The following is a 25,420-nucleotide window of genomic DNA, read 5'->3' as shown; positions in this document are numbered from 1 at the left end:
CTCGGAGATTTCCAGCTCGGAGATGCCAGACTCTTCAACCAGTTCGATCAGTTTCTTAATTTTACGAATATCCATGACACGCTTTTCCTACACGTTAATAACACGCAGCAGTTATAGCAGAGCACCCATTGGCACAGGACATAGGGAGTTCAGTTGGGGATATAAGGAAAAGGTGGCGGAATGCAGCACAGCAATAACAAAGTGGAATGTTTCCAGAGGGTGCACAAGGCGTATCGAAATACGCCCACAACGCCTCGATAGTCGCTACTTTTTCAGGCTAATTTTCTGCAAGGCTTCCCACAGCCGCGCTTTATCACTCTCAGCCAAATGCATTTGATTAAGCGAGTGCAAAAAGGAAGGCTTGTCGGTGAAATGCTCACCTCGGGCTAGCTGCGTGCTGATGCCGCTGAGAATGCTGGCACTGAGGACGTTAATTTTTGTCCTGACCTGGTCAAGAGGCAGTGGTTGCCAACCCTGTTCAGGGGTAGAGAGCCAATCAGCGCGATAGCGATATTGGATGGCTTTCGCTGCATCCATCTGTGCCTGCACAAAAGGTTTGACCGACTCCCCTGCTAAGCCCAGTTTTTCAGCCTGTTGCACCGCACTGGCGAGCACTTTGTCCTCCTGCGGTAAATCTTCGATCGCAAGGTGGTTGGCCGCTTTATAACCGGCAACATCCTTCATATAAGACAAGCGCTGATTAATTAATGACGCGACATCACTGTTTGTCGCGGGTGCAGCCAGTGCCATAGCAGAACAAGACAAGCCAATTAACAAAATGATTTTACTGAAATATTTCCGGTCCATATCGCTTTACCTCTTTTTCCATGAGTGACATTTCGCGGCTAATGTAACTTTTTTTTCTCATCACCGAAACTTTCCCACAACCTGCAGCGAACTGAAGTAGTGAAACATCCAAACCGGACCTCACTTAGATCGCAGGAGCAGATAATGAAATCGTTCAAAACCCTCGTTTGTACTCTGAGCATCACGGCCGCACTGGGCCTCTCTGCCACCGCATTCACCGCCAGCGCCGCTCTGCCGGTTGGCGCTAAAGCACCGGATTTCGAGCTGCAAGCCGCCTTGGCTGGTAAGCCAATGACCTTCTCACTACAGAAAGCCTTACAGAAAGGCCCCGTGGTGCTCTATTTCTTCCCAGCCGCATTCAGTAAGGGCTGTACGCTTGAGGCTCATGACTTTGCCGAAGCCACGGATAACTTCACCAAAATGCACGCGACGGTGATTGGTGTCACGGCCGGGAATACCGATCAGGTCAGTGACTTCTCTAAACTGGAGTGTCGCGACAAATTCGCGGTAGCTGCCGATCCAGGGGCCAAAATCGCGGCACAGTATCAAACCACGATGGAAATGAAGGGCAAAACCCTGTCTGACCGTACATCCTATGTGATTGCACCAGATGGCAACATTTTGCTGAGTTACACTGACAGAAACCCAGATACGCATATTGAGAAAGCGCTCGCCGCCGTGAAGCAGTACGACGACGCGCATCCGCAAACTAACTAAGCAAAGAGGCCAGCGATGTTAACCGCCATGCTGGCCGCCTTTATTGGCGGCATCATTCTTAACCTCATGCCCTGTGTTTTCCCGGTGATTTCACTCAAAGCATTGGGGTTGTTACGCCACACCGACAACGCAGCCAATGCGCGGCGTGAAGGTCTGGGCTTCTTGCTCGGGGTAATTGTCACCATGATGGCGCTGGCAGGGGTTCTGCTGGCGGCTCGTGCTGGCGGGGCCGCCGTTGGCTGGGGATTCCAACTGCAATCGCCGCTGGTGATTGCCCTGCTTTCGCTGGTGATTCTGGCCGCTGCACTCAACTTACTCGGCGTGTTTGAAGTCGGTTTATCGGTTCAGCGCGTGGGATCGGTTGAAATCAATCGCGGTGCATTCTTACGCTCGGCACTCACTGGCGTACTGGCGATTCTGGTTGCCACACCGTGTGCGGCACCCTTTATGGCCAGCGCGATCGGTTATGCCCTGGTGCAACCCCCGGCTATCGCGCTGGTGATTTTCTTCGCATTAGCGTTAGGCTTTGCGGCACCTTTCACGCTGATATCACTGTTCCCACGTTTGGCGAAGTTTTTGCCGCGTCCTGGCGCATGGATGGATGTACTGAAACGCGGCCTGGCCTTTCCAATGTTCGGTGCTTACGCCTGGTTAGTCTGGGTATTGGCACAACAGGCGGGCAGCGCAGCACTGGCAACACTGCTTGCGGCCTCCGTGGTGGTAGCCTTTGCAGGCTGGCTGTATGGTATGGCACAGCATCGTCGCTTTGCCGGTAAAGGTCACAAAGCGCTGTTCGTGGTGACCGCCGTGCTGATAGTCGCCGTCCTCGCGCCGCTGCCACAACTCATAAAACCGGGTGCAGGCCTGGCAGGTGATCAGGTCACCGCGCAGCTCACTAAAGAGAAGTGGACACCGCAGGCCGTTGCAGCGCAACGCGGGCACGGTAAAGCGATCTTTGTCGACTTCACCGCATCCTGGTGTATTACCTGTCAAGTCAATGAGAAAACTTCACTCTCGACGCAGGCGGTTAAAGCCGCACTGGCAAAAACCGGTACGCTGTATATGGTGGCTGACTCCACTAAATTTAACCCCGACGTCGATGACGCCATGAGCGAGTTTGGTCAGGGCGGATTACCGATGTATCTGGTTTACCCCGCCGATGGCGGACCGCCGAAAGTGTTACCGCAAGTGCTGACCCCGAGCATTGTGGTGAACGCACTGCAGGCGGCCAGCAGTAAGGCGTAAAAGCAACAAGGCGGATTATGCAAACAAGCGATAGCGCGCGCGAAAGTTGGCCCGCGCTAATGGAACAGTCGCAGGCGGGTGACCAGCTCGCCTATACCCGACTGCTGAAAGCACTGGTGCCGGTGATTCGTGGGCAAGTACGCAAACAACTCACCGAAGAAGCATTAGTGGAAGATGTGATTCAGGATGTGCTGTTAACGGTGCATCGGGTGCGTCACACCTATGATCCTGCATATCCGTTTTTACCCTGGTTGATGGCAATTATCTCCGCACGTGCTGTTGATGCGTTGCGGCGACGTGGGCGCTATCAGCAGTGGGAAGTTCACGAAGAGACATTGACGGAATCCGCTCCCGCGCCAGAGAGAGCAACGCTGGAGACGCATGAGGAGTTGGCTGGCTATTTGCGCCAGCTCCCCTCTCGCCAGCGCGAAATCGTCGAACATGTCCATCTGCGCGAAATGAGCTTGTCGGAAGCCGCCGCGCATAACAATTTAAGTGTGGCTGCGGTGAAATCGCTGCTGCACCGCGCGCTGAGCAATCTGCGTCGCTTTGGAGCACACCATGAATAATCACGACCTGTTAATTGAAAAACTCGGCCGCGAAATGCAGCCCGTCAAACCCACCCTTCGCACTGGATGGCGCGTGCTGATGTGGTTGGCGCTGGCATTGCCGTGTGGCATCGCCGCCAGTTTACTGGTGGAGCGGACGCTGACCGACTGGTCACAACCCGGCGCGATGCGCGCGATTGTGCAACTGGTGCTGGCATTTATTCTCGGGCTACTGGCGATTCGCAGCGCCTTTAATATGAGCATCGCCGGGCGCCACAGCAGCAGTTGGAAGGTCTTACTGCCCCTCGGCATGCTATGGTTGGGCCTGAGTCTGAGCAGCATTCCTCATGCGGTGATTGAGCCACACGATAATGACAGTGCGCGATGCTTTACGTTCCTGTTGGTAGTCAGCACGCCGATGATGGTGTTGATGATCGCCAGTTTGCGCCGCACTCGCGCCTTACACCCGGTGCGCAGTCTGGCGATGGCCGGATTGGGTGTCGCCTGTATGGCCGTAACCATGTTGGCGTTCTGCCATCCTGTCCATCTACACGCAATGGATTTCCTCATGCATCTGGCCGCTATTGGGGTCATCGTGGCGATGACGGTGCTGCTAGGTAAACGTTGGGTGAGATTGGGGTAAAACTCGCTATTTGCTTTGTTGACAAGATGGCAAAAAAATAGTTGTATAGTGCAACTTAATTGCTGTGTGTTAACACTATGACTACACCTTCACTGATTGAAAAAGTCCGTTCTTCATCCCGCCTGATGGTGCGTGAGCTCGGCTTCATGCGTCCCACACTGGCGGAAACGCAATACTCCCCTTCTGCCGTGCATACATTGCTGGAAATAGAGAGCAGCGGCGCGCTCACCGCGGCGCAGTTGGTTGAACGACTTGGGCTGGAAAAATCGAGTGTAAGTCGTATGCTGGCTAAACTTATCGCCGCTGGTGAATTACAGGAAACCGTATCCGAAGTAGATGCACGGGTTAAAAAACTCTCTCTCACACCGCAAGGGATCAACACGGTTAAGCGCGTCAATCACTATGCAGCAGCACGCGTAATGGAGGCACTCGCACAGCTGGATACCGCGCAGCAACATACTGTCGCTGAAGGGTTGTCCGCATATGCAACAGCGCTAAGCACCAGCCACTCTGCAAATCAGCCTAATCCGCCGCATATCGAAATTGTCACAGGCTACCATCCGGGCATGATTGGGCGTATTGCCGAGATGCACGGCCGTTACTACGCTCAACATCACCAATTTGGTCATTTCTTTGAGGGCAAAGTCGCATCGGGGCTGGCAGAATTTGCCAATCGTTTAGCACATGAAACCAATCAGATTTGGCTGGCGGTCAGCAATGGCAATATCGTGGGTTCCGTTGCCATTGATGGTGAAGATCTGGGGAATCACCAGGCGCATCTGCGCTGGTTTATTCTGGATGATAGCTGTCGCGGCACGGGTATCGGCCGCAAGCTCCTGACGCAAGCCATGACATTTTGCGACACCCATCATTTCCACAGCACACAACTCTGGACCTTTAGCGGTTTGGATGCTGCGCGCCGCCTGTATGAAAATGTCGGCTTTCATCTCACCCAAGAGTGGCAAGGCGATCAGTGGGGGAAAATGATGACTGAGCAGCAATTTACGCGTAAGGGCATCAGCTAGCTGATAATCCTTCAACAGCCATCGCATCGTCGATGGTGCTCAAACTTCACAGATAAAGGATTAATCGCCCGTGAAAAGCATTGTGCTCATCTCTATGCCCAGCCCAACATTGTTCATAACACCAGGATTCGGTGCCAACGGAGGGTTATTCGGTTATTTTCGCGAAGAGAAATACATTGCTGCGGTGCAAAAGGCGATCGATCAGCGCCAACTTAAGTGGTGTTTCACCCGTGATACTACCGAGTCCGATATCCGAACGCTGATGGCAAATGATGTGCAGTTATTGGTCTGCGCACCGGGTTTGCGGTTTATGTTTTATTGCAAAGGATTTGATAAGCGTCGAATGGTTTATCTGACGACTCTGGAATATTTAAGTCACGATGTCCGACCGGTCATGCGTAAACTACGAGAACTGGAAGAGAAGTAAAGGGAGCAATTAATGATGCTCCCAACCGTAGGGTGCGCATTTATGCGCACCAGGAACAAAAAGCCTTACTGTGGAATGATTTTTTCCGCTTTCAGCTTATCGAACAGCGTAATAAACGAATCCAGCGTGGCACGGTAGCCAGTGAAACCCGCTTTCCGGCTTTTGCTCATATCCGTAAAGGCTTCCATTGGGCGTCCCAAATCGGCATCGGTGTGCCACCAGGAAGCCAGCTTGTTAATGTCAGACTCACGCAGGTGTTCGCGTGCAGCAATCTCACGCCACGCATCTGCTGCATCCTGCATACGCCCTTCCAGTGGCATCATCTGCGCGGGGTAAGCCGCAGCTTCAACACCGAAGTAAGCAGCCAGACGCGGCCACAGCCAGTTCCAGCGGAACACATCACCGTTAACCGCGTTGAAGTCCTGATTGGCGGCTTCATCCGCTGTCGCGGCCCACAACAGTTGTTCGGCCAGCAAACCGGCATCGGTCACATCAGCTAAACCGTTCCACTGTTCTGGCGAGCCAGGGAAAATAAAGGGCCAACCCTTCTCACGGCACAGCGTGGCATACACCGCCAGGGTCTGCCCCATGTTCATGGCATTGCCTAACGCATACCCAATAATGGTATGCGGACGATGCACGCTCCAGCGGTAGTCGTGCTTTTCGGCCCCTGCAAACACCTCATCCTCCTGCGCGTAATAGAAATTATCGACAGGTTGACGTCCTTGTTCTTCACGGAACGGCGTAACGGGCACCGCGCCTTTGCCGTAAGCTTCGAATGGCCCCAGGTAGTGTTTGAGTCCCGTGACCAGTGCCACATGCGCGCCCTTTAATCTTTCGCCCAATGCTTCGATCACATTGCGCACCATGCCGCCGTTGACGCGAATATTCTCTTTTTCATTTTCCTGACGTGACCACACGCTAAAGAACAGTGCATCGGGCTTCTCCTGCGCCAGTACCGCGCGCACCGCATCAGTATCGGTGAGATCGGCAGTGAGGCTGCAGCACCCCTCAGGGATCGCGCCGCGCCCACGCGATAACCCCGTGACCTGCCAGCCTTCTCGTTGCAGTTTCTCTGCCAATGCGCGACCAATCACACCGCTGATGCCAACAATTAACGCCTGCTTTTGCATTTCAATTCTCCTCAGTTTCAGTGATTATTAGCCTAATAGAGAATTGAATTCCTATCTCTGGCTTTAATTCACATCATTCATAACCTGGATTCACGAATCAATGCACGATCAGCGCCTGAAAGACATCGTTCCCTTTGTTGCTAGTGTGGAAAGCGGAAGCTTTGCGGCGGCGGCAGAGCGTCTGCATCTGACCGGTTCGGCCGTCAGCAAAAGCGTCACCCGGCTGGAGTCGCGCCTGGGTTCGCGTCTGCTGGAGCGCACCACCCGCAGCCTCAAACTGACGGATGCCGGTAACGCCTATTATCAAACCTGCTTGCGCATTATGGAGGAGTTGGCCGAAGCGGAAGCCGTATTGGCGGCACAGCGTACCATTCCTTCCGGACGCCTGCGTGTGGCGGTCCCCAACACCTATGGCCGTTTGGGCGTGATGCCGGTCTTGATCCCCTTTTGCCAACAGCATCCTGAGCTGGAGTTAAATCTCACCTTCTCCGATCGCTTTATCGATCTGTTTGATGAAGGAATTGATGTTGCGGTTCGTATTGGCGGCTCGCCAGATGTGCCCGCCTCTTTGGGGTGTCGTCAGATGGGTCGCGAACGCATGGTGTTTTGCGCCTCACCCGGCTATTTAGCGCGAGCGGGACGCCCGAGCAGCGAAAACGAACTGTTACAGCATCAGGCCATCATGTATGAGCGTGTGGATGGCAGCACCAAACCCTGGCTGTTCACCACCGCCGACGGGCATCCACACTGGCGCAATGTGCCACACCGCATGGCGCTGGGTGATGTGGACGCGCAGGTGCAGGCGTTATGTGGTGGATTAGGGGTGGCGCAAATGCCGTCATGGCTGATCAGAGAACCACTGGCACGCGGCGAACTGGAGATTATCCTGCCCGAACAGCAGCCTGATGGCCTGGCGCTGACCTTGATTTGGCCACGCCGTAAACAACTATTACCGAAGGTAGATGCGCTGTTGACAGCGTTGGAGGGATTACAGATTCGGTGAAAAAAGCGCAATAAATTGCGCAATTACTGGCCCGTGCGCATAAATGCGCACCCTACGAAAACGGTGCATTACCGGTGTAGGGTTGCCATTTATGGCGACCGAAAAGCGTCTGACTGAAATATATTGCGCGATGCTCCTCATCATCAGCGGTGATTCAACCGCCGCGACAGCCGGTCGCCGAAAAATTGCAGCACCGTCACTAACGCCACCAGCACCACAATCACCGTCAGCATCACCTGCATATCAAAGCGCTGATAGCCATAACGGTAGGCAAGATCGCCCAGACCACCGGCACCAATAGCACCGGCCATCGCCGAGGCATTGATCATCGTCACCAGCGTAATAGTGAAACCGCTGACAATGCCAGGCCGCGCCTCAGGTAACAACACATGCCAGACAATATGCCAGCGATGAAAACCCATCGCCTGCGCCGCCTCGGTTAAGCCTTTATCCACTTCACGCAAACTCACTTCAGCGATGCGAGCGAAGAACGGCGTGGCCGCTAACGTCAGAGGCACCACGGCGGCCCATACACCATAGGTGGTCCCGACAATCCAGCGGGTAAAAGGGATCAACGCCACCATCAGAATTAAAAACGGAATCGAGCGGAACAGATTCACCACCCAGCCGAGCACACGGTTGAGCAGCGGATGGGGAAACAGATCGCCGCGTCCTGTCACCACCAAGATCACCGCCATGGGCAAGCCCAGCGCCAACGCAAGGAGCGATGACACCCCCACCATCAGCAAGGTATCCAGCAACCCGGTCCATAAACGATCAATAGTCAGTGACATAGCCTACAACCTCCCGTTGATCCGACTGTGTGGCCAACAGGTCAAGCGCCTGCGAAGCATCATGTTGTGCATCCAGTAAAAGCAACATCTGGCCAATAGGCTTGCGATCAACCCACTCCACCGCGCTGTAGATCAAGGTTAACGCTCCCGGCACGCGCGCACTGATGGCCGCCAAATCCGGTTGCGCCCCCTGTCCGTTGTAGCGCAGCCGCAGCAGCACGCGTGAATCTGCGCGCCGACGGGTGTTGGATAGAAGTGCCTGTAGCCCCTCCGGCAGCGCACTGAACTGCGGATTGAGCAGTTGCCGCGTGGTTTCGTGTTGAGGATTGCTGTACACCTGCCACACCGGGCCACGTTCAATGATTTCGCCCTGGTCGATCACCGCCACTTGATGACAGAGATCGTGCATCACATCCATCTCATGGGTGATCAACACGATGGTGATATGCCGCTGCTGATTAATGGTCTTCAGCAATGCCAAAATCGAGCGCGTAGTTTCAGGATCAAGCGCCGATGTCGCCTCATCACACAGCAGCAACTCCGGGTCATGCACCAACGCACGCGCAATGCCGACACGCTGCTTCTGCCCGCCGGAGAGTTGCGCGGGCCAGGCATGCTGACGCTCCTCCAGCCCCACCAGCGCCAGCAGTTCATCGACTTTCTGCCTGCGTTGCGGTGCAGGCACACCCGCCACTTTCAGTGGCAACTCAATGTTTTCCCGCACCGTTTTCGCCGACAGCAAGTTAAAGTGCTGAAAAATCATACCGGTACGCCGCCGCCACGCGACCAACTCGCGATCCGGCAAACGGCTAAGATCGATGCCATCAATCACTACCGAACCTTGCGTGGGATTTTCCAGCCGATTGAGGCAGCGGATTAACGTCGATTTGCCCGCCCCGCTGCGGCCGATAATGCCGAAGATCTCACCGCGTTTAACCTGCAAATCAACCTCTTTAAGTGCCTCCTGGGTCTGCCCGGCATAGCGTTTACTCAACGCCTTAATCTGGACATGCACCTTGCCGGGTACGTCCTGTTGAGGTGTTAACAGCGCATCATGCTCGCCAGGCAACGTCAGGCTAACCATGGTTACTGACTCCAACCCGGCTGATACAGCTTGCCGTAGAAATCATCCAGTTTGGCGCGCACTACCGGTGAATGCTGATAAATATCAACAAACTTCTTCAAACGTGGATCATCCTGATGCCCCTCACGAATCACAAACTGGATTACATATTCAGGATGTTCGAGACCATCAAATAACAGAGCACTGTTGGGATCGATGGTTTTCGACAGGCGCAGATAGTGCGGATACCCTTGCGCTAAATCGACCTCATCCAGCGACCGCGATAACTGCACCGCCTCCACCTCAATGATCTTCAGGTGCTTGGGATTGCTGGCGATATCATCCACGGTGGATTTCAACCCAGCGCCCGGCTTGAGGGTGATCAGCCTGGCTTTCTGTAACAGCAGCAATCCCCGCGCACCGTTAATCGGATCGTTGGCAATCGCGACCGTTCCACCATCGGGGATCTGGTCAATGGCGGTGTGTTTTTTCGAATAAAGACCGATGTTGTTGATGATGGCCGGTGCATAGGGCACAAGGTGGAAACCGCCCTGCTGATTAGCGTTCTCCAGGAAGGGTTTGTGCTGGAACAGGTTAACGTCGATATCACCGTTTTCTACGCTGACATTCGGCGCAGTCCAGTCAGTAAATTCCACTAGCTGCACCGCCAGCCCCTGCTTTTTGGCTTCAGCGACGGCGGTTTCCAGTGGTGGCGCGAAAGCAGCGGTGGTGCCCACTTTCAACGGGCCGCTGTAATCGTTGGCGGCGAAAACAGTGGTGGTCAACATGGCGGCACTGAGAATCAATAGTTGTGCAATTTTCATGTAAATCCCTGAGGTTAAATTAACGAATATGATTAGACAGCCGCCAGCGTGCCGCCGGATGGCGATCGGGCAGACGGTCATGCTGCTGGAAAATTTTTTGTCTTAAGCTGCCCGGTTGATAGGCGGTTTTATAACGACCGCGCTGTTGTAATTCCGGCACCACCAGATCGATAAAATCGCGGTAGCTTTGCGGATTCAGAATGCGTGTCAGGTTAAAGCCATCGATATCACCTTCATCGATCCACTGGATCAACGCATCCGCGACCTGTGAAGGATTGCCCACAATCAACGGGTAACGACTCCCCATCGCGTGCTGCTCCAGCAAGCGACGGCGCGTCCAGCCACTAAAGGCTTTGCTGACGGATTCGATGGCGCGGGTATCACCGCTCTGGATCGGTTCATCCAATCCAAAAGCGGCCAGATCGAGGCCAATCGAGCTGGAGAAATGGGCGATCCCTGCCTCCGGGCTGGCGTATTCGAGATAGCTGCGATGCTTCTCCTGCGCTTCGCGTTCGGTCGGTGCCACAATCACGCTGACGCCCATAAAAATGCGCAGATCCTCAGCATGGCGCCCTGCCGCGACGGCAGCCTGACGCAGACGCTGAGACTGCTCACGCATCGCGCCGGGTGAAGCGGCATTCACGAACGAGCATTCGGCATGACGCGCGGCAAACTCTACGCCACGCGCCGATGATCCCGCCTGGAATAGCAGCGGCGTGCGTTGCGGTGAGGGGCTGCTCAGGTGATAGCCCTGCACCTGATAAAACTCCCCCTGATGATTGATCGCGTGGATTTTGCTGGCATCCGCATACTGGCGTTTTGCCTTATCGGCTTGCAGCGCATCATCCTGCCAACTGCCTTCCCACAGCTGGTAAGCCACATCCAAAAACTCATCGGCCTGGTCATAGCGGCGATCGTGCGCCTGCAACTGTTGCTGCCCCATGGCGCGCGCCGCACTGTCGAGATAACCGGTGACGATATTCCAGCCAATACGCCCCTGAGTAAGATGATCCAGCGTGGAGAAGCGACGCGCGAAAGGATACGGCGCTTCATAGCTCAGGTTGGCGGTGACACCAAAGCCCAGATGCTGCGTGACGCTGGCCATGCCCGAGATCAGCATCAGCGGGTCGTTAACCGGCAATTGAATCGACTCACTCGCCGTCAAGCCAATCCCCTGCTGGTAGACATCGTACACACCCAGAATGTCGGCAATAAACAGCCCATCAAACAGGCCGCGCTCCAGCAACCGTGCCAGATCCAGCCAGTAGGAGAGTGAGTTGAAATCTACCGACCGATCCTGCGGATGCGTCCACATACCGTGATGAATATGTCCAACACAGTTCATGTTGAACGCGTTGAGCAATATCTGCTTCTGACTCATATCGTCCCCCGGCGCGGCGGCAGCACACCGTTAAGCAAATAGTTGCCGATGGCTGGATATTTCCAGCGCAAGGGATCGTGCAAAGTGTGAGTGCGCGCATTGCGCCAGTGGCGATCGAAATGGTTTTCCCGCAAGCTGGCTCGCGAACCGCCCAGCTCAAACAGCAGGTTTCCGGCTTCCAGCGAGATCTCAGTGGTCCAGGCGCGTGCTTTCGCCACTTCTACTGACGCCTGCGCCACGTTTGCCGCACTGCTGTCGCGCTGCGCAGTGTCTACTGCCTCTCCGGCCATCGCCAGCAGTGCATCCCCTGCGCTCAGCCGTGCCGCCAGCCGTCCAATACGGTCCAGCGTTAAGGGGTCTTCACTGGCGTGCGCAACGCCGCTATCTGGCCACGGACGCGCCCGTTCCCGCACAAACACCAACAGATCATTAAAGGCTTCACGGGCGATACCTTGATCGACCGCCGCATGCATAATCTGGGCAAATGGACCAACGGTGGTGGGACGTTCAAAGGCGCTTTGGAACGGCACCACATCTTCAGTAGCAACCGTAACATCGCGGAACTGCACGCTACCGCTGCCGGTGGTGCGCTGGCCGAAGCCGCTCCAGTCGTCAATCACCGTCACGCCCGCCTGATGACGCGGCACGAACACCAGTTGCTCTTTGCCGTCATCGGCCAGTGCCAACGTCGGAATACGATCGGCGAACAGCGCCCCGGTGGCGTAAAACTTATCGCCGTTGAGGCGCAGCCCTTCAGGCTGCTGCACCACGGCGGTTGAACGTTGATGTGCCGCAGGTGAGCTGAATTCAGCCAGTGCATTGCCCAAATGCACCCCGTCCAGCACTTCGGCATATAAGCGCTGCTTTTGTGCTTCACTGCCGTTAATACGCAGGACTTCCAGCGCGTAAAAATGGTTTTGCGGAACCTGACCGATTGAACCATCGGCCGCACTCAGCACGACAAATATCTCGGCTAAGGCAGCGGTGGAGAGCGCAATGCCACCATACTCATGCGGCACAGTAATGGCTCCGAGACCCGATTGAAAATAACGTTGCAACTCCGCATGCGGTAACCTGCGCTGATGATCGCGCTGTGCTGCACCGCTGCGATAAAGCGATGCCAGTTCTTGTGCCACCTGCAAAGCCTGTGGCGCACTGGTGATGCGCTGGGCTTGCTGTTTCGGTAAAACCTGGGTCATAGCCGCTCCTTAAATCCACGCGTGACGCGCAGGGTGCTCACCGTTGAGGTAGAAATTTCCGATGGCATGCGTTTTCCAGCGGACAGGATCATGCAACGTGTGCGTCCGCGCATTACGCCAGTGGCGATCAAGGCCATGGCGCAGCAGCGTGGCGCGGCTGCCACCCCATTCGAGGAGCTTCTCGCTGGCACGCAGGGCAATCTCCGTGGTGAGCACTTTGGCTTCGGCAACCGCAATCGACGCCTGTGCGCAGTTTTCGGCAGTGAGCGCGCGCGGGTCGATGCTATCGAGCACCCGTGCGGCACGCACTAACAGCGCGTTTGCCGCACTCAGTTCGGTGCTGATCCGCCCCACGTCAGCGAGGATGTAAGGATCATCAGCATTGCGGCTGACGCCCGCATCCACCCAAGGTCGCGAACTGCTGCGGACAAATTCCAGCGCTTCATCCAGCGCCCCTTGTGCAATACCGGCGTCAATCGCTGCCTGTATCAGTTGGGAGACGGCACCACGCAGCGTGGGCTTTTCAGACGCAGGCAATGGCATCGTCAGCGTGTTATCAATCAACACCTGTTGCAGTTTCACCGTGCCGCTGGCGGTGGTGCGCTGCCCGATTCCCGACCAGTCATCGACGATCTCTAACCCTTCGGCAGGCAGCGGGATAAACGTCATCACCGGTTGTTCATCGTCAATTGCGGTGGTGACGAGAATGTCCGCGAACAATGCCCCCGTGGAGTAAAACTTCTCTCCCATCACAACCTTTCCACGTGACGTTGTCACGATAGATGCCTGTACGTCCCGCGTATGCTTGCTGTTTTTCTCCGGCCCGCCGTTTCCAAGACGCTGCCCATTGACCACCGCGCTGAGCAACTGCTGTTGCTGCTGAGGTGTGCCTTCACCGAGGATAAACTGGATTAAACCAAAGTGATTTTGCGGAATTTGGCCCAGTGAAGGATCGCTGGCAGAGATCAGTCGAAAGACTTCCGCCAGGTTCTGGAACGACAATCCCGCCCCGCCAAACTGGCGTGGCACACTGATACTGCCCAGCCCCAATTGCGTGAACTGATTCAACAGTTCCAACGGATAAATACGCTGCTGGTCGCGCTCCACCGCGCCAGCCTTCGCTTGTTCAGCAATATGGCGTGCGGCAGCCAGAGCATCCGCATCGCTGGCCAGTACCGCAGCGCGCGGATTTGCATAATGATTATTTTGCGTCATGGTCAATTTCACTTTTTTACGGCGCAGTGAATAACAAGCCCGCATGAAATGAATCAGCGAGCTGGGGCATAAATAACGAATTGAAAGGGATGATAATCAGCGGGAATAAAACAAGTAAATAGCGTGGTTATGCTATATCCGGCAATCGGTTTCTGTTTATTGGCTAAATAACATTAACCTCAGACCAGTACAGGCATCATGCGAGATAAATAAATAAAAACTCACACCAAATTCTTAATATCAAATAACGCAATAGATAGAGGAAAATAACATTCCTCCCTTATTCCACGCCGCTGGCACATCTGGCACAGCATCTGTCCGCTTTAACACAGCCGGTTAAACGTGAGTGATTTACGTTGTTGATCAACACATTGTCTGCTCAACCGCAGCCCGTCTTTCACCGGAGGTAACGTCGCGATGAACAACCTGCATTACAAAAGCTTGCTGGAAATTGGACGCCTGATTCAATCTGGCGACATCACCTCAGTTGCCGTCACCGAAGCATTGCTGACGCGCATCGACACCCTGGACAGCGACTTGCATAGTTATTTCTATGTGATGCGCGACAGCGCGCTAAAACAGGCGGCAGAAGCCGACGCGGAGATTGCAGCAGGTAAGCTGCGTGGCCCGTTGCATGGCGTCCCGATTGCGTTGAAAGATCTGATCTGGACCAAAGATGCCCCCACCAGCCACGGGATGATCATTCATAAAGATCGCTACCCGACGGAAGACTCCACGGTGGTCGACCGCTTCCGCGCGGCAGGTGCGGTCATTCTGGGTAAACTCACGCAAACCGAAAGCGCCTTTGCCGATCATCATCCGGAAATTACTCGCCCAAATAACCCGTGGGGCAACGCGCTCTGGACCGGGGTCTCCTCCAGCGGTTCCGGCGTCGCGACGGCTGCGGGCCTGTGCTATGGCTCCATCGGTACCGATACCGGCGGTTCGATCCGCTTCCCTTCCAACGCCAATGGTCTCACCGGTATCAAACCTACCTGGAGCCGTGTGACGCGCCATGGTGCGTGTGAACTGGCCGCTTCGCTCGATCATATTGGGCCAATGGCACGTTCCGCTGCCGATGCCGCAGCCATGCTGCAAGCGATTGCAGGACGTGATGACAAAGATCCCACCTCCAGCAGTGAGCCAGTGCCGGATTATCTGGCTTTGATGACGCGCGGTATCAGTAAGATGCGCATCGGGATTGATAAAGCCTGGGCACTGGAAAAGGTCGATGCTGACACACGCGCCGCACTGGAGTCCGCCATGGTGACCCTGACCTCTCTGGGCGCAACCCTGGTGGAGATCACCATCCCGGATACCGAGAAAGCGGCGGCAGAGTGGAGCGCGCTCTGCGCGGTGGAAACCGCCTTAGCCCACGAAGACACCTATCCCGCGCAAAAAGATCAGTACGGTCCAGGGCTTTCTGGCTTGCTGGATTTGGGACATCAGGTGACCGCACTGGAATATCAGCGTTTGCTGTTAAGTCGTGCGGCGCTGCGTGGCGATATCTCGGCGCTGTTCAGTCAGGTTGATTTGATTCTCGCCCCCGCCACCGCCTATGCCGGATTAACCTGGGACACCATGACCCGTTTTGGTACCGATCAGGCACTGTTTAACGGCGTGCTGCGCTATACCAGTGCATTTGATGCCAGCGGACACCCCACCATTACCTTGCCCTGTGGTATGACTGCCGCCGGTGCGCCCATTGGTTTCCAGTTAGTCGCCGCGCATTTTGATGAAACCGCCATGATTCAAGGCGCCTGGGCTTTCCAGCAGGTCACTGACTGGCATAAAAAACATCCCACCCTTTAACCCCTCTCGCCAGCCCGCATCTATAGCCCGGTGCGGGTTCACCACCCATTTATGGCCTGATAATTGCTTAATTTGTGGTGATTTCGCCCTTTTTCGCCATGTTTAGGGGACGTAGCTATGAAAGAAAATTTCACCACGGATCATTTAGACAATCGTCATCGTTTTGATGCCTGGCGCGATGCGGTGTGTTCACGCTTAATTAAAGCTGAAGCCCGGCAGGTACAGTCCGGCGCGTTTTCCGGCAGTTTTGGCTATTCGATGCTGGGACACGTTGATATTGCGCATCATGTTTCGCAAACCGCCCTGGTGTGGCAACGCACGCCAGAGTGTATCCGTCGCCATCCTAACCATGACTTTTACCTGGGATATGTACGTTCCGGTCACGGCACCTTGCGGCAGAACGATAATCAGTCCCGTGTTAGCGCCGGTGATGTGGTGATTTACGATGCCGCCACGCCGTTTGATTTCGCCATGGAAAACGTGGCCATCAATATTGTGCATTTACCGCGTCAGATGATTGAGAAAGAGGCACCCGCGATTGCCAAACTGGCAGGCAAAACGCTGGACCTCAGCCGCCCCGGCATGACCTCGCTGAAGCAACTGCTGCAGGAGGCGTTTATCTTTAACGCCGAATGTGAGAACCCTTTCCTTGCAGAGCAGTTCGCCAACACGCTGATCAATATGATTTCGGTGAGTGTGAATCTGCAGAAAGGTGATGACGCCTTGAAACCGGATCTCTATTCACGGGTAGTGAGCTATTTGCGGCAAAACTTGCAGGAGGCCGATTTATCGATGGTGCAGATCGCCAACGCCCACCATGTCTCACCGCGCACCATCAGTCGGGTTTTTGCAGCGCACGGGACGACCCCGATGAATTTTGTCTGGCAGGAGCGTCTTCTGGCGTGTCGTAAAGCGCTGGCAGAGGGGAAAGCCCGCAACATCACTCAAGTGGCGCTGGATCATGGTTTTAGCGATATGTCGCACTTCAGTCTGGCATTCCGCAAAGCCTTTGGTTGCACCCCCAGCAGCTTGCTGCGCCAGACTGAGAGCTGAGGTCGACTATTTCTGCAACTGATTGATCACACGTTCAGCAGTAAATTCCAGACTGCTGCGCGTGTTCATCGCCTCTGTGCGCATAAAGCGATACGCGCCTGATTCATCCAGACCAAAGGCTTGCATCAGCACGCCTTTCGCCTGCGCCAGTCGGTCATGCCTCAGCTGACGCTGCTGACGTGCTGACAGTTCAATGCGCAATTGCGCGCTCTGCTGTGCGGCCTGCCAGGTTCCAGTCATCTGCACAATCAACGCAAAAGGGTTGAGGGCGCGTTCAGCGATGGCGTTGGGTTGAAGCTGCAATAGCAGCGGAAACAGGCGTGCATCCTGGCAATTTGCCAGCGCAATCGCGGGGATATGGTGCTGTTTCAGGGATTTGAATAAGCGTACAAGTGGTGCCTGGTGTTGCGATTCAATCGCCACCAGCAGCATTTGCGTACCCGCAGGGACGTCCGCTTCAGGTGGCCAACTGTGCTGCGCCTGGCATCCCAGCTGCGTCAGCGAGGCGCAAAACGCCCGCACGCTCTGAGAATCAGGATGGAAAATATGCAGCCGAACGCCAGAAAGTGTTGCCAGCAATGATTGCTCGTTCATGTTTCACCTGTGTGCCACCTGATAAGGGAAGCATCACAGTAGAGCAGTCCCGTTTGATCTGCTGTGTTGTTACAGTCGGGTGCTGTGTCGGTAGGGACAGAGTGCGAGCGGATGCCCACACTTTGCCCCTCTTCCGCCTAAAGACAATCTAAGCATGAAAACCCAAAAACTGTTCCGCGACGCTGGCGCTGGGCTGCGTGCGCGGATCAATCTGCTGCACGATCTGCCCCTTCTCAATCACATGGATCCGATCCGACAGCGCGTAGAGAAACTCAATATCCTGCTCCACCAAAATAATCGAAATATCCATTTCATGGCGCAGACGCTGCAAGGTTTCAATGATCTCCTCACAAATGTTGGGCTGTATCCCTTCCGTTGGCTCATCTAACAGCACCAGTTGAGGTTGCCCACATAAGCAGCGTGCCAGGGCCAGCAGTTGCTGCTCGCCGCCGGATAGCGATCCTCCCGGCTGCGCCAGCAAACGTTTAAGCCGAGGGAAAATTTCCAGCATCTGCTCGATAATCTGCCCCGCTCGGGAAAAATGCTTCACACAGCCCATACGCAGATTCTCTTCCACCGTCAGCAGCGGGAAAATCTGCCGCCCTTGCGGCACAAAGCCAATACCGGCCGCCGCCCGCTGGTGCGCCTGATAGCGAGTAATATCGATGCCGTTCAGCGCAATCGAACCCTGCCATGCTGGCAACTCCCCCATTATCGTGCGCAATAAAGTCGTTTTCCCCATGCCATTGCGGCCCAGCACGCCGGTGAAGGATTTTGCGCCGACAAACAACTCGGACAGGTGCAAAACTGGAATTTTGTTGTACCCCGAGACCATCTCTTTTATTTCAAGCATGTTTAATCTCCAGATTGCCGAGATACGCCTCTTTGACCAATGGATTCTGCGTCACCTCGCGGAAACTCCCCTCCGCCAGCACCGCGCCCTGATTAAACACTGTGACCTGCTGTGCAATCATGCTGATGAACTCCATGTCGTGCTCCACCACCACCACTGTACTCTGCTGGTTGATGGCTTTAATCAGTTGCGCAGTTTTACGCACTTCCTGATGCGTCATACCCGCTGCGGGTTCATCCAGCAACACCAGTTGCGGGCGGGAAATCAGGATCATCCCCAGCTCCACCCACTGACGCTGACCGTGTGCCAACTCCGAAAGCACGGCATCCTGAAGATCCACCAAACCGATATCCACCAGCACCCGATCAATCGCCTTCGGCAGTTCAACCTTCGTTAGTTTGTTCGCCGCCGCCTGCCAGAGATTTTCCCGCACGCTTAACCCTTCAAAGACGCTCGGTACTTGGGTCTTGATGCCAATCCCCAGCCGGGCAATATCCCAGGGGCGCTTGCCCGAAATCACCTGATCGCGGTAACGACACTCACCCCGCGTGGGCGTCACCTGACCACTGAGCATTTTAAAGAAGGTACTTTTGCCCGCGCCGTTGGGGCCAATCAGGCAGCGTAGTTCACCTTCATGCAGCGTGAAATCCACCTCTTTCACCGCATGCACGCCACCAAAGCTGACGCCCATTTTGCGCGTTTCCAACAAGATGTTAGCCGTCATTGTTTCACCTCACTCACCTGCGCCGCACGCGTCGTCGCCATGGGGCGCTTACGCCGCCACAGTCGTTGCAGCGTTGGCAAAATGCCGCCGGGGATTAGCAGAACAAACGCCGCCAGAATCACGCCGAGTACCAGGTTAACGTCAACGGTTTGCTGCGCGCCCAGGCGTGTGACCATCCACTGCAACAGCACACAGCTGATCACCGGACCGACCAACGTGCCGCGACCGCCGACAATCACCCAAATGATGATCTGCGCCGACTGGCTGATGCTGAACACGCCGGGGCTGACAAACGCGCCCCAGTTGACATAAAGACATCCCGCCAGACCGGCAATCGCCGCCCCGATGGCAAAGGTACCCAGCTTGTGGGCGGGCACGTTATAGCCGAGCAGACCCGCACGCTGTTCGTTTTCACGAATCGCCACCACCGTTTTGCCAAAACGACTCAGCAGCACGAACTTCAGTAGCGCATAGCACAGCGCCAATGCCCCGGCGGTGACCATAAAGATCGCTTCCGGCGAGAGGATCGCATCGGGCTGGAACGGCATGTTAAGCGTTGGCACCGAGGGTATTCCGTTAAAGCCGCCCAGCAGCGCGTCACCGATATGGTATTCACTGCCGGAGGTCGAGTTCACCCAGTTGAATAACACCAGGCTCACAGCTAAGGTGATCGCCCCAAGATAGACGTCGCTGACGCCACCATAAAAAATCACGTAGCCCAGCAGCAGCGAGAACAGAGTTGGCAGCAAAATCGCCATTACCACCGCCCAGGTGGAATCCCCCCAGTTAATAGCGCACACCGCGTAGGTATAGGCACCCAGGCCAAAAAAGGCCGCCTGCCCAAAACAGAGGATCCCGCCATAACCCCAGATAAACGCCAGGCTCAGTGACAGCAGCCCCATCACCAAAAACACGGTAATCGACAGCAAGGTGTACAGCTCAATGGCGCCAGAGAGCCACAGCGCCACGAATACAAACGCCAACGCACCCAATAAGATGCGCATTTTTTCCGGTAACAGTTTCATTACAGCGATCTCCTGAAGAAGCGACCGGTGATGCCCTGCGGTAACAGACGAAGCAGTACAATGGCGCTCAATAGCAGCGCCACCGCGCCAAACACCGGTGTGGAGAGATAGGTCACCAGTTGCGAGATGGTGCCAAACAGTGCAGAGGAGGAGAGTGTGCCAGCGATGATCGCGCTGCCGCCACCAATCACGGTGATAAAGGCTTTGGCGATGAAGCTCACGCCGATTGTCGGGATCACCCCGGTGATGGGGGCCAGTAGTGCGCCACCCAGCCCCGAAAGTGCGGCACCCAACCCAAAGGTTAAGCTGTAGATTTTGCCGGGATTACTGCCCAACGCTGCGGCCATGCGCGCATTCTGCATGGTGGCGCGGGCGCACAGCCCCAGCGTGGTAAAACGCAGTAGCAGCCACAGGGCAGTCACCAGACAGAGCGCAAACACAATCATAAACAGCGAGTAGCCGCTGGTACTGTAGCTGCCGACGCTCACGCTTGGCAGCGGCGAACTGATGCCCAGCGTGGTGTTGCCAAACAGCATGGTGGCCGCGCCAATCAGCGCCAGGCTTAAGCCCCACGTCGCCAGCATGGTGTCGATCATCCGGCCATACAGATGGCGAATGATGACGCGCTCAATCACCATGCCGAAAACGCCAACGCTGATCGGTGCAATCACCAGCATCGAAATCCAGATCGGCACGCCAAAGTGGTTCGTCGCCAGGATGGCACTGTAGCCACCCAGCATCATAAATTCACCGTGCGCCATGTTGACGATTTTCATCATGCCAAACACCACCGCCAGGCCCAGGCTCATGATCACCAGCACCGCGATGGCATTGAGCACTTCAATGCCGTAGATAATCGACAGATCCATAAATGACTCCTGTTACAGCTCGATCTGATACTGTTTGGTATCACGCGGATTTTTCTTCAAATCGCACACCATGGCGGTATCAACCGGGGCTTGATCGGTGAAGGTCTCGAGGATCTTCATCTGGTGGTTCTCCACCTCGGCGATATGCACATCCAGCGAACAGTGGTGCGTGGCGGGGTCGACGGTTAATTTACCGCTCGGTGAGGTCAACGAAACGCCCGACTCCAGCGCTTCAATCACCTTCATGCGATCGATATCCCCGGCTTTGCGCACCCCTTCGGCCCAGATCAGCATGCCCTGATAAGCCCCCATCGCCAGATCGCTGATGTAGATGTCGCCGTAGCGCGCATGGAATTTGTCCACGAAGGCTTTGTTTTCTGCCGAAGGGATCTCCTGCATGTAGTTCGCCGCCACCAGGATGCCGTTGCTCTCTTCAGGTGACAGGATGATATGTTCGTTGCCGCCACCAAACACCGTGGACGCAATCGGGATCTTGCCGCTCATCCCCGCCGCGTGCCATTGGCGATAGAACGAGATATGTGCGCCGCCCACCAAGGCTGACCACACCATGTCGGGTTTAGCGCTCTGGATTTTGGAAATCGCCGCGCCAAAATCGGTGACGTCGAGCGGGAAAAACTCCACCGTCATCACTTCACCGCCGTTGTCATGCACCGACTTTTTCACCCATGACGAAACGATCTGCCCGTAGTTGTAATCGGCGGCCAGCACATAGACTTTTTTGCCCCACTTTTTCATCGCATAAGGCACCAGCTTCTCCACCGTTTGTGCCGGTGTGGAGCCGGATGAGAAGTAGTTGCGGTCGCACACGCCGCCTTCGTATTGCGCAGGATAGAAGTAGAGTGAGCGGAAACGATCTAACACCGGACGAATCACTTCGCGTGATGCAGAAGTAATCCCGCCATGTACCACCGCCACTTTGTCTTTCAACGCGGCCTGTTGCGCGTATTGTGCATAGAGTTGCATGTTGGACTGCGCATCATAGTTGATGATTTGCAGCGGTCGGCCCAACAACCCTCCGGCAGCATTGATCTCTTCGGCTGCCAGATTGATGGCGTCCGACATCGGTTTACCGTAAATATCCAGCCCCCCCGAAAGATCGAGAATACTCGCCACTTTGATGGCGTCTTTACTGTCGGCGGCAAACGTCAATTTTGGCGCCACGCCCGCCGCTAAACCCAACGCTGAAACAGCTGATCCCTGAAGAAAAGAACGACGACTAATAGCCATAGCACCCTCGCAATGAAGTTAAATTAAATAGCAGGTATGGGAATAAAAAACAGAAGAGAACGGCAGACAGCGTTGTCTGCAGGAGTGCGAGAAAAGAGCCACGACACTGGGGCTTGTAATTTAGATTAGCAATAAGCGGGCCAGATTTAAGGTTTGTAGTGATATTTAAGCTAAAAGCAGTCCGAAGGCCTATCCCTATACCTTTTTGCACGCTTTAATTTCACGACCAATATTAACCCCATCTGGATAAATGCACTTTAAAATAGCAATCAGCACTATTTAAGTGCAGAAAGAGTGAGCTGCCACACCTGTCCGATATAACACAGCAGATGGCAATATCAACAAAGAGTAAATTATAAAATTAGTTAACGTCATTAGCGATGGCTGTTTTTCCACTCACCTAAATATTGAGGAGTCGCTATGTCAGACCATTCGGTATTACCCGCTGATGCCGCGTTGAAAATTCGGGCTATCCAGTCGCTGCTGGCAGAAAAAGGGTTTCTGAGCCAGGAGGTGACAGACACTATCGTGGACTATTTTGAGACCAAAGTCGGCCCACGCAACGGTGCGCAGGTGGTCGCCAAAGCCTGGCGCGACCCCGAATTTAAAGCCCGCCTGCTGGCTAATGGCCGCGATGCCGTTAATGAATTGGGTTTTTCCGGTTTCGAAGGCGCCACCCTGCATGTGCTGGAGAACACTGCCAGCGTGCATAACGTGGTGGTGTGTACGCTCTGCTCTTGTTATCCCTGGCCGGTACTCGGCCTGCCGCCAATCTGGTTTAAATCAACCCCCTATCGCTCACGCGTGGTGATCGATCCGCGCGGCGTCTTGGCCGAATTCGGCACCGATATTCCCGCCAACAAAGAGATTCGCGTGTGGGACAGCAACGCCGAAATTCGTTATTTCGTGCTGCCGGAGCCGCCCGTCGGCTGCGAAGGGTTAAATGAAACCGAACTGGCCGCGCGGGTCACACGCGATTCAATGATTGGTACACGTCTTCTTTAAACGGAGCATAGCCATGAATAATATCCATGATTGCGGCGGCATGCAGAATTTAGGCCCAATAGACATTGAAGCAGACGAACCTAATTTTCACAGCGATTGGGAAAAAGATATTTTCGCCACCACGCTGGTGTTTTTTATGAGCGGAAAAATCGTGCTTGATGATTTTCGTTACGAGATAGAGAAGATGACGGTGACGGAATATCTGCAATCCAGTTATTACGAACACTGGCTGTTCGCGATTGAACAATTAATGTGTAAGACCGGTGTCTTCACCGAGCAGGAATTACAACAGCGTCTCGCCGAACTCTCCGCCTGAGGACACAAGATGAATACATATACTCCACAGGGTTATCTTGATTTAATTACCACCCCTCCTAACTATCATCGCCCGGTCGAGGTCGCGCCTGAATACCAGCCTGGCGATACCATCATGACGCACAACTTGAATCCGCTGAGTCACACCCGCCTGCCCCGCTATGCGCGTGGTAAGAAAGGAGTGATCGTTGAGAATTACGGCGCTTGCGTATTCCCTGACGCACTGGTTGCTGAACAGCAGGAAAAGCCACAATACGTTTATCTGGTGAAATTCAGCGCCAGCGAGTTGTGGGGGGAGACGCATGAGAATTTCAGCGTCCATCTCAGCGTCTGGGCCGATTATATTCAGGGCAAAATCGAGGATGCGCCACATGGATGAATTAAACGCCATCATTGCTCAAGTCAGCGAAGCCGATCCGTCCTTTGCCCAGCCTTGGGAAGCGGATGCTTTTGTGATTGCTGTTGCCCTGTCACAGCGCGGTTATTTTAGTTGGCCGCAATGGGTAGAACAATTTGCCAGCGAGATCCGCACGGCCCCACAGCGCAGCGATGAAAGCGCGCACACCGCCTACTATCGCCAATGGTTGAGCTGTCTGGAAAAAATGCTGTCACAACACCAGTTGATCCCAATGTCGGAACTGTTGGTGCGTGAAGAGCAGTGGCGTCAGGCTTTCCTCAATACCCCGCACGGCAGCCCGGTGGAGTTAGCCGCCGCGGCATGCCCGCCCGACCATCCACACCATCATGATCACCACCACCATGATCATCATCACGACGCGCAGCCGGTGATTGAACCCCTGCGCGTGTTTGCTGCCCTGAGCTGATGAAGGAGCTTGTATGAAGGTGCTGAGTAACAAGCAAAAAGGCGGTGCGGTGATTGGCGGTGCGCTGCTGTTTAATCTGCTGGTGATCGGGACAGCCCTGGTCACCTTTCAACACTCACCCGCTGCTTTAAGCGTGGCGCTGCTTGCCTACCTGTTTGGTTTGCGGCATGCCGTTGACGCCGACCACATCGCCGCCATCGACAATGCCACGCGCAAGTTGAGTAATGAAGGCAAAAGCCCTTTTACCGCAGGCATGTGGTTTTCACTCGGCCATGCCTCAGTGGTGTTGGTTGCCTGTCTGATCTTTGCCTTAACCACCCAACCGTTACAGCAGATGTTTCCCGGTGTGAAAGAGATAGGCGGCATGGTCAGCACGCTGATCTCAGGCGCATTTTTACTGCTGCTCGCCTGGGCTAACAGCCGGACCCTGTGGCAATGCTTTAAAAAACGCCAGCGGCTACTGCAGGGCCATACCGCATTGCAGCCCGAGGAAGGTCATCATCATGGGGTATTGACCCGACTGTGCGCGCCGCTGTTTCGCATGGTCAGCAAGAGTCATCATCTGTTCCTGATCGGTTTTCTGTTCGGCATCGGCTTTGATACGGCGACCGAAGTGGCGATTTTCGGCATGTCCGCCAACCACGCCGCAGGCGGTGAGGCCATGCTCCACATCATGCTGATGCCACTGCTGTTTACCGCAGGCATGATGCTGATCGACACCACCGACGGCGTGATGATGTTGAAGCTGTATCGCTGGTCGCAGTTTGATCCGCTGCGCAGCGTTAACTACACCATCGCCATCTCCTCACTGTCGATCATCGTGGCCTTCGCCATTGGGTGTTATGAGGTCTCGACGGTGTTGCTATTGAATACCCTGCTTTCACCCGCACTGGATGGCGTGATGGAAGCGGTCATCAGTCAGATGGGTTGGGTGCTGATCGCCAGTTCGATTGGCGTGTGGCTGCTGTTTTCCCAGCGTGCCCGGCGGCGAGGCGTCGCTTAAAGATTGATTGTCATGCTGGGGTACATATTCTTGTGCCCCATTCACTAAACTCTCCTCTCCACCGAAGGTGT

29 protein-coding genes are annotated in these 25,420 nt (G+C 55.0%); 14 read left to right on the top strand and 15 right to left on the bottom strand.

The window, feature by feature from the left end:
• Both QMZ30_RS02730 and QMZ30_RS02725 read right to left on the bottom strand, forming a co-directional pair.
• Window positions 1-75 (bottom strand): DUF8684 domain-containing protein (locus QMZ30_RS02730; protein ID WP_502921463.1); only part of this gene is annotated, 75 nt, incomplete at its 3' end.
• A gap of 189 nt (window positions 76-264) precedes the next feature.
• Window positions 265-807, bottom strand: coding sequence for a chorismate mutase (locus QMZ30_RS02725; protein WP_283226293.1), 543 nt, complete (start codon window positions 805-807; stop codon window positions 265-267).
• A 144-nt stretch (window positions 808-951) separates the two neighbouring features.
• Here QMZ30_RS02725 and QMZ30_RS02720 point away from each other — a divergent pair, with 144 nt between their 5' ends.
• From QMZ30_RS02720 to QMZ30_RS02695, 6 genes are all read left to right on the top strand, one after another.
• Window positions 952-1,524, top strand: coding sequence for a peroxiredoxin (locus QMZ30_RS02720; protein ID WP_283226292.1), 573 nt, complete (start codon window positions 952-954; stop codon window positions 1,522-1,524).
• A gap of 15 nt (window positions 1,525-1,539) precedes the next feature.
• Entirely contained in the window at window positions 1,540-2,769 is a 1,230-nt protein-coding gene (locus QMZ30_RS02715) for a protein-disulfide reductase DsbD family protein (RefSeq protein ID WP_283226291.1), read from the top strand.
• 17 nt (window positions 2,770-2,786) lie between these two features.
• Window positions 2,787-3,338 (top strand): sigma-70 family RNA polymerase sigma factor, encoded by a 552-nt coding sequence (locus QMZ30_RS02710; protein WP_283226290.1) that lies wholly within the window; start codon window positions 2,787-2,789, stop codon window positions 3,336-3,338.
• Window positions 3,331-3,960 carry an NrsF family protein gene (locus QMZ30_RS02705; RefSeq protein WP_283226289.1) on the top strand — a complete coding sequence of 210 codons (630 nt, stop codon included), beginning with the start codon at window positions 3,331-3,333 and terminating at the stop codon, window positions 3,958-3,960. The genes QMZ30_RS02710 and QMZ30_RS02705 overlap by 8 nt, the downstream gene beginning before the upstream one ends.
• Window positions 3,961-4,037: 77 nt before the next feature.
• Entirely contained in the window at window positions 4,038-4,985 is a 948-nt protein-coding gene (locus QMZ30_RS02700; protein WP_283226288.1) for a bifunctional helix-turn-helix transcriptional regulator/GNAT family N-acetyltransferase, read from the top strand.
• A 70-nt stretch (window positions 4,986-5,055) separates the two neighbouring features.
• Window positions 5,056-5,412: a hypothetical protein gene (locus QMZ30_RS02695; RefSeq protein WP_283226287.1), complete on the top strand. Its 357-nt coding sequence runs from the start codon at window positions 5,056-5,058 to the stop codon at window positions 5,410-5,412.
• A 65-nt stretch (window positions 5,413-5,477) separates the two neighbouring features.
• Here QMZ30_RS02695 and QMZ30_RS02690 read toward each other — a convergent pair whose 3' ends face one another.
• Entirely contained in the window at window positions 5,478-6,545 is a 1,068-nt protein-coding gene (locus tag QMZ30_RS02690) for an SDR family oxidoreductase (RefSeq protein WP_283226286.1), read from the bottom strand.
• 100 nt (window positions 6,546-6,645) lie between these two features.
• On the opposite strand from QMZ30_RS02690, the gene QMZ30_RS02685 reads away from it, so the two are divergent.
• Window positions 6,646-7,548 carry a LysR family transcriptional regulator gene (locus QMZ30_RS02685; RefSeq protein WP_283226285.1) on the top strand — a complete coding sequence of 301 codons (903 nt, stop codon included), beginning with the start codon at window positions 6,646-6,648 and terminating at the stop codon, window positions 7,546-7,548.
• A 143-nt stretch (window positions 7,549-7,691) separates the two neighbouring features.
• Here the strand turns inward: QMZ30_RS02685 and QMZ30_RS02680 are convergent, their stop codons facing one another.
• The 6 genes from QMZ30_RS02680 to QMZ30_RS02655 are packed head-to-tail and all read right to left on the bottom strand — an operon-like array spanning window position 7,692 to window position 14,024.
• Window positions 7,692-8,342: a methionine ABC transporter permease gene (locus QMZ30_RS02680; RefSeq protein ID WP_058973160.1), complete on the bottom strand. Its 651-nt coding sequence runs from the start codon at window positions 8,340-8,342 to the stop codon at window positions 7,692-7,694.
• Window positions 8,326-9,426 (bottom strand): methionine ABC transporter ATP-binding protein, encoded by a 1,101-nt coding sequence (locus tag QMZ30_RS02675; RefSeq protein WP_283226284.1) that lies wholly within the window; start codon window positions 9,424-9,426, stop codon window positions 8,326-8,328. The genes QMZ30_RS02680 and QMZ30_RS02675 overlap by 17 nt, the downstream gene beginning before the upstream one ends.
• A 2-nt stretch (window positions 9,427-9,428) precedes the next feature.
• On the bottom strand, window positions 9,429-10,229 hold the full coding sequence (locus QMZ30_RS02670; RefSeq protein ID WP_283226283.1) for a MetQ/NlpA family ABC transporter substrate-binding protein: 801 nt from the start codon (window positions 10,227-10,229) through the stop codon (window positions 9,429-9,431).
• Window positions 10,230-10,248: 19 nt separating this feature from the next.
• The gene (locus QMZ30_RS02665; protein WP_283226282.1) at window positions 10,249-11,610 is read right to left on the bottom strand and encodes an LLM class flavin-dependent oxidoreductase; all 1,362 of its coding nucleotides are present in this window, start codon (window positions 11,608-11,610) and stop codon (window positions 10,249-10,251) included.
• Window positions 11,607-12,809 carry an SfnB family sulfur acquisition oxidoreductase gene (locus QMZ30_RS02660; protein WP_283226281.1) on the bottom strand — a complete coding sequence of 401 codons (1,203 nt, stop codon included), beginning with the start codon at window positions 12,807-12,809 and terminating at the stop codon, window positions 11,607-11,609. The genes QMZ30_RS02665 and QMZ30_RS02660 overlap by 4 nt, the downstream gene beginning before the upstream one ends.
• A gap of 9 nt (window positions 12,810-12,818) precedes the next feature.
• Entirely contained in the window at window positions 12,819-14,024 is a 1,206-nt protein-coding gene (locus QMZ30_RS02655) for an SfnB family sulfur acquisition oxidoreductase (protein ID WP_283226280.1), read from the bottom strand.
• 417 nt (window positions 14,025-14,441) lie between these two features.
• Here QMZ30_RS02655 and QMZ30_RS02650 point away from each other — a divergent pair, with 417 nt between their 5' ends.
• Both QMZ30_RS02650 and QMZ30_RS02645 read left to right on the top strand, forming a co-directional pair.
• Window positions 14,442-15,836, top strand: coding sequence for an amidase (locus QMZ30_RS02650; protein WP_283226279.1), 1,395 nt, complete (start codon window positions 14,442-14,444; stop codon window positions 15,834-15,836).
• Window positions 15,837-15,953: 117 nt separating this feature from the next.
• Window positions 15,954-16,889 carry a helix-turn-helix domain-containing protein gene (locus tag QMZ30_RS02645; RefSeq protein ID WP_283226278.1) on the top strand — a complete coding sequence of 312 codons (936 nt, stop codon included), beginning with the start codon at window positions 15,954-15,956 and terminating at the stop codon, window positions 16,887-16,889.
• Between the two features lie 6 nt (window positions 16,890-16,895).
• Here QMZ30_RS02645 and QMZ30_RS02640 read toward each other — a convergent pair whose 3' ends face one another.
• From QMZ30_RS02640 to QMZ30_RS02615, 6 genes are all read right to left on the bottom strand, one after another.
• Window positions 16,896-17,483 (bottom strand): ANTAR domain-containing response regulator, encoded by a 588-nt coding sequence (locus QMZ30_RS02640; protein WP_283226277.1) that lies wholly within the window; start codon window positions 17,481-17,483, stop codon window positions 16,896-16,898.
• 148 nt (window positions 17,484-17,631) lie between these two features.
• The gene (locus QMZ30_RS02635; protein WP_283226276.1) at window positions 17,632-18,336 is read right to left on the bottom strand and encodes an ABC transporter ATP-binding protein; all 705 of its coding nucleotides are present in this window, start codon (window positions 18,334-18,336) and stop codon (window positions 17,632-17,634) included.
• Window positions 18,329-19,060 carry an ATP-binding cassette domain-containing protein gene (locus QMZ30_RS02630; RefSeq protein ID WP_283226275.1) on the bottom strand — a complete coding sequence of 244 codons (732 nt, stop codon included), beginning with the start codon at window positions 19,058-19,060 and terminating at the stop codon, window positions 18,329-18,331. The genes QMZ30_RS02635 and QMZ30_RS02630 overlap by 8 nt, the downstream gene beginning before the upstream one ends.
• Complete coding sequence (locus QMZ30_RS02625; protein WP_283226274.1) at window positions 19,057-20,085, bottom strand: branched-chain amino acid ABC transporter permease; 1,029 nt, start codon at window positions 20,083-20,085, stop codon at window positions 19,057-19,059. Before QMZ30_RS02625 ends, QMZ30_RS02630 begins: the two co-directional genes overlap by 4 nt.
• A complete protein-coding gene (locus tag QMZ30_RS02620) occupies window positions 20,085-20,954 on the bottom strand; it encodes a branched-chain amino acid ABC transporter permease (RefSeq protein WP_283226273.1) in 870 nt (289 codons plus the stop codon). Before QMZ30_RS02620 ends, QMZ30_RS02625 begins: the two co-directional genes overlap by 1 nt.
• A 12-nt stretch (window positions 20,955-20,966) precedes the next feature.
• Entirely contained in the window at window positions 20,967-22,202 is a 1,236-nt protein-coding gene (locus QMZ30_RS02615; protein ID WP_283226272.1) for an urea ABC transporter substrate-binding protein, read from the bottom strand.
• Window positions 22,203-22,622: 420 nt separating this feature from the next.
• Here QMZ30_RS02615 and nthA point away from each other — a divergent pair, with 420 nt between their 5' ends.
• The 5 genes from nthA to QMZ30_RS02595 are packed head-to-tail and all read left to right on the top strand — an operon-like array spanning window position 22,623 to window position 25,349.
• Window positions 22,623-23,207: a nitrile hydratase subunit alpha gene (gene nthA / locus QMZ30_RS02610; RefSeq protein WP_283226271.1), complete on the top strand. Its 585-nt coding sequence runs from the start codon at window positions 22,623-22,625 to the stop codon at window positions 23,205-23,207.
• Window positions 23,208-23,220: 13 nt separating this feature from the next.
• Entirely contained in the window at window positions 23,221-23,523 is a 303-nt protein-coding gene (locus tag QMZ30_RS25835; protein ID WP_052206269.1) for an SH3-like domain-containing protein, read from the top strand.
• A gap of 9 nt (window positions 23,524-23,532) precedes the next feature.
• Window positions 23,533-23,901, top strand: coding sequence for an SH3-like domain-containing protein (locus tag QMZ30_RS25830; protein WP_052206271.1), 369 nt, complete (start codon window positions 23,533-23,535; stop codon window positions 23,899-23,901).
• Window positions 23,894-24,346, top strand: a complete 453-nt coding sequence (locus QMZ30_RS02600) for a nitrile hydratase accessory protein (protein WP_283226270.1) — start codon at window positions 23,894-23,896, stop codon at window positions 24,344-24,346. The genes QMZ30_RS25830 and QMZ30_RS02600 overlap by 8 nt, the downstream gene beginning before the upstream one ends.
• Window positions 24,347-24,359: 13 nt before the next feature.
• A complete protein-coding gene (locus QMZ30_RS02595; protein WP_283226269.1) occupies window positions 24,360-25,349 on the top strand; it encodes a HoxN/HupN/NixA family nickel/cobalt transporter in 990 nt (329 codons plus the stop codon).
• The last annotated feature ends 71 nt before the right edge of the window (window positions 25,350-25,420 follow it).

This window comes from Pantoea sp. EA-12, from assembly GCF_030053355.1.
Taxonomy (GTDB): Bacteria; Pseudomonadota; Gammaproteobacteria; order Enterobacterales; family Enterobacteriaceae; genus Pantoea; species Pantoea vagans_C.
Note: the sequence above shows the minus strand (reverse complement) of the source record. Positions and strands in the feature narration are given on the sequence as shown.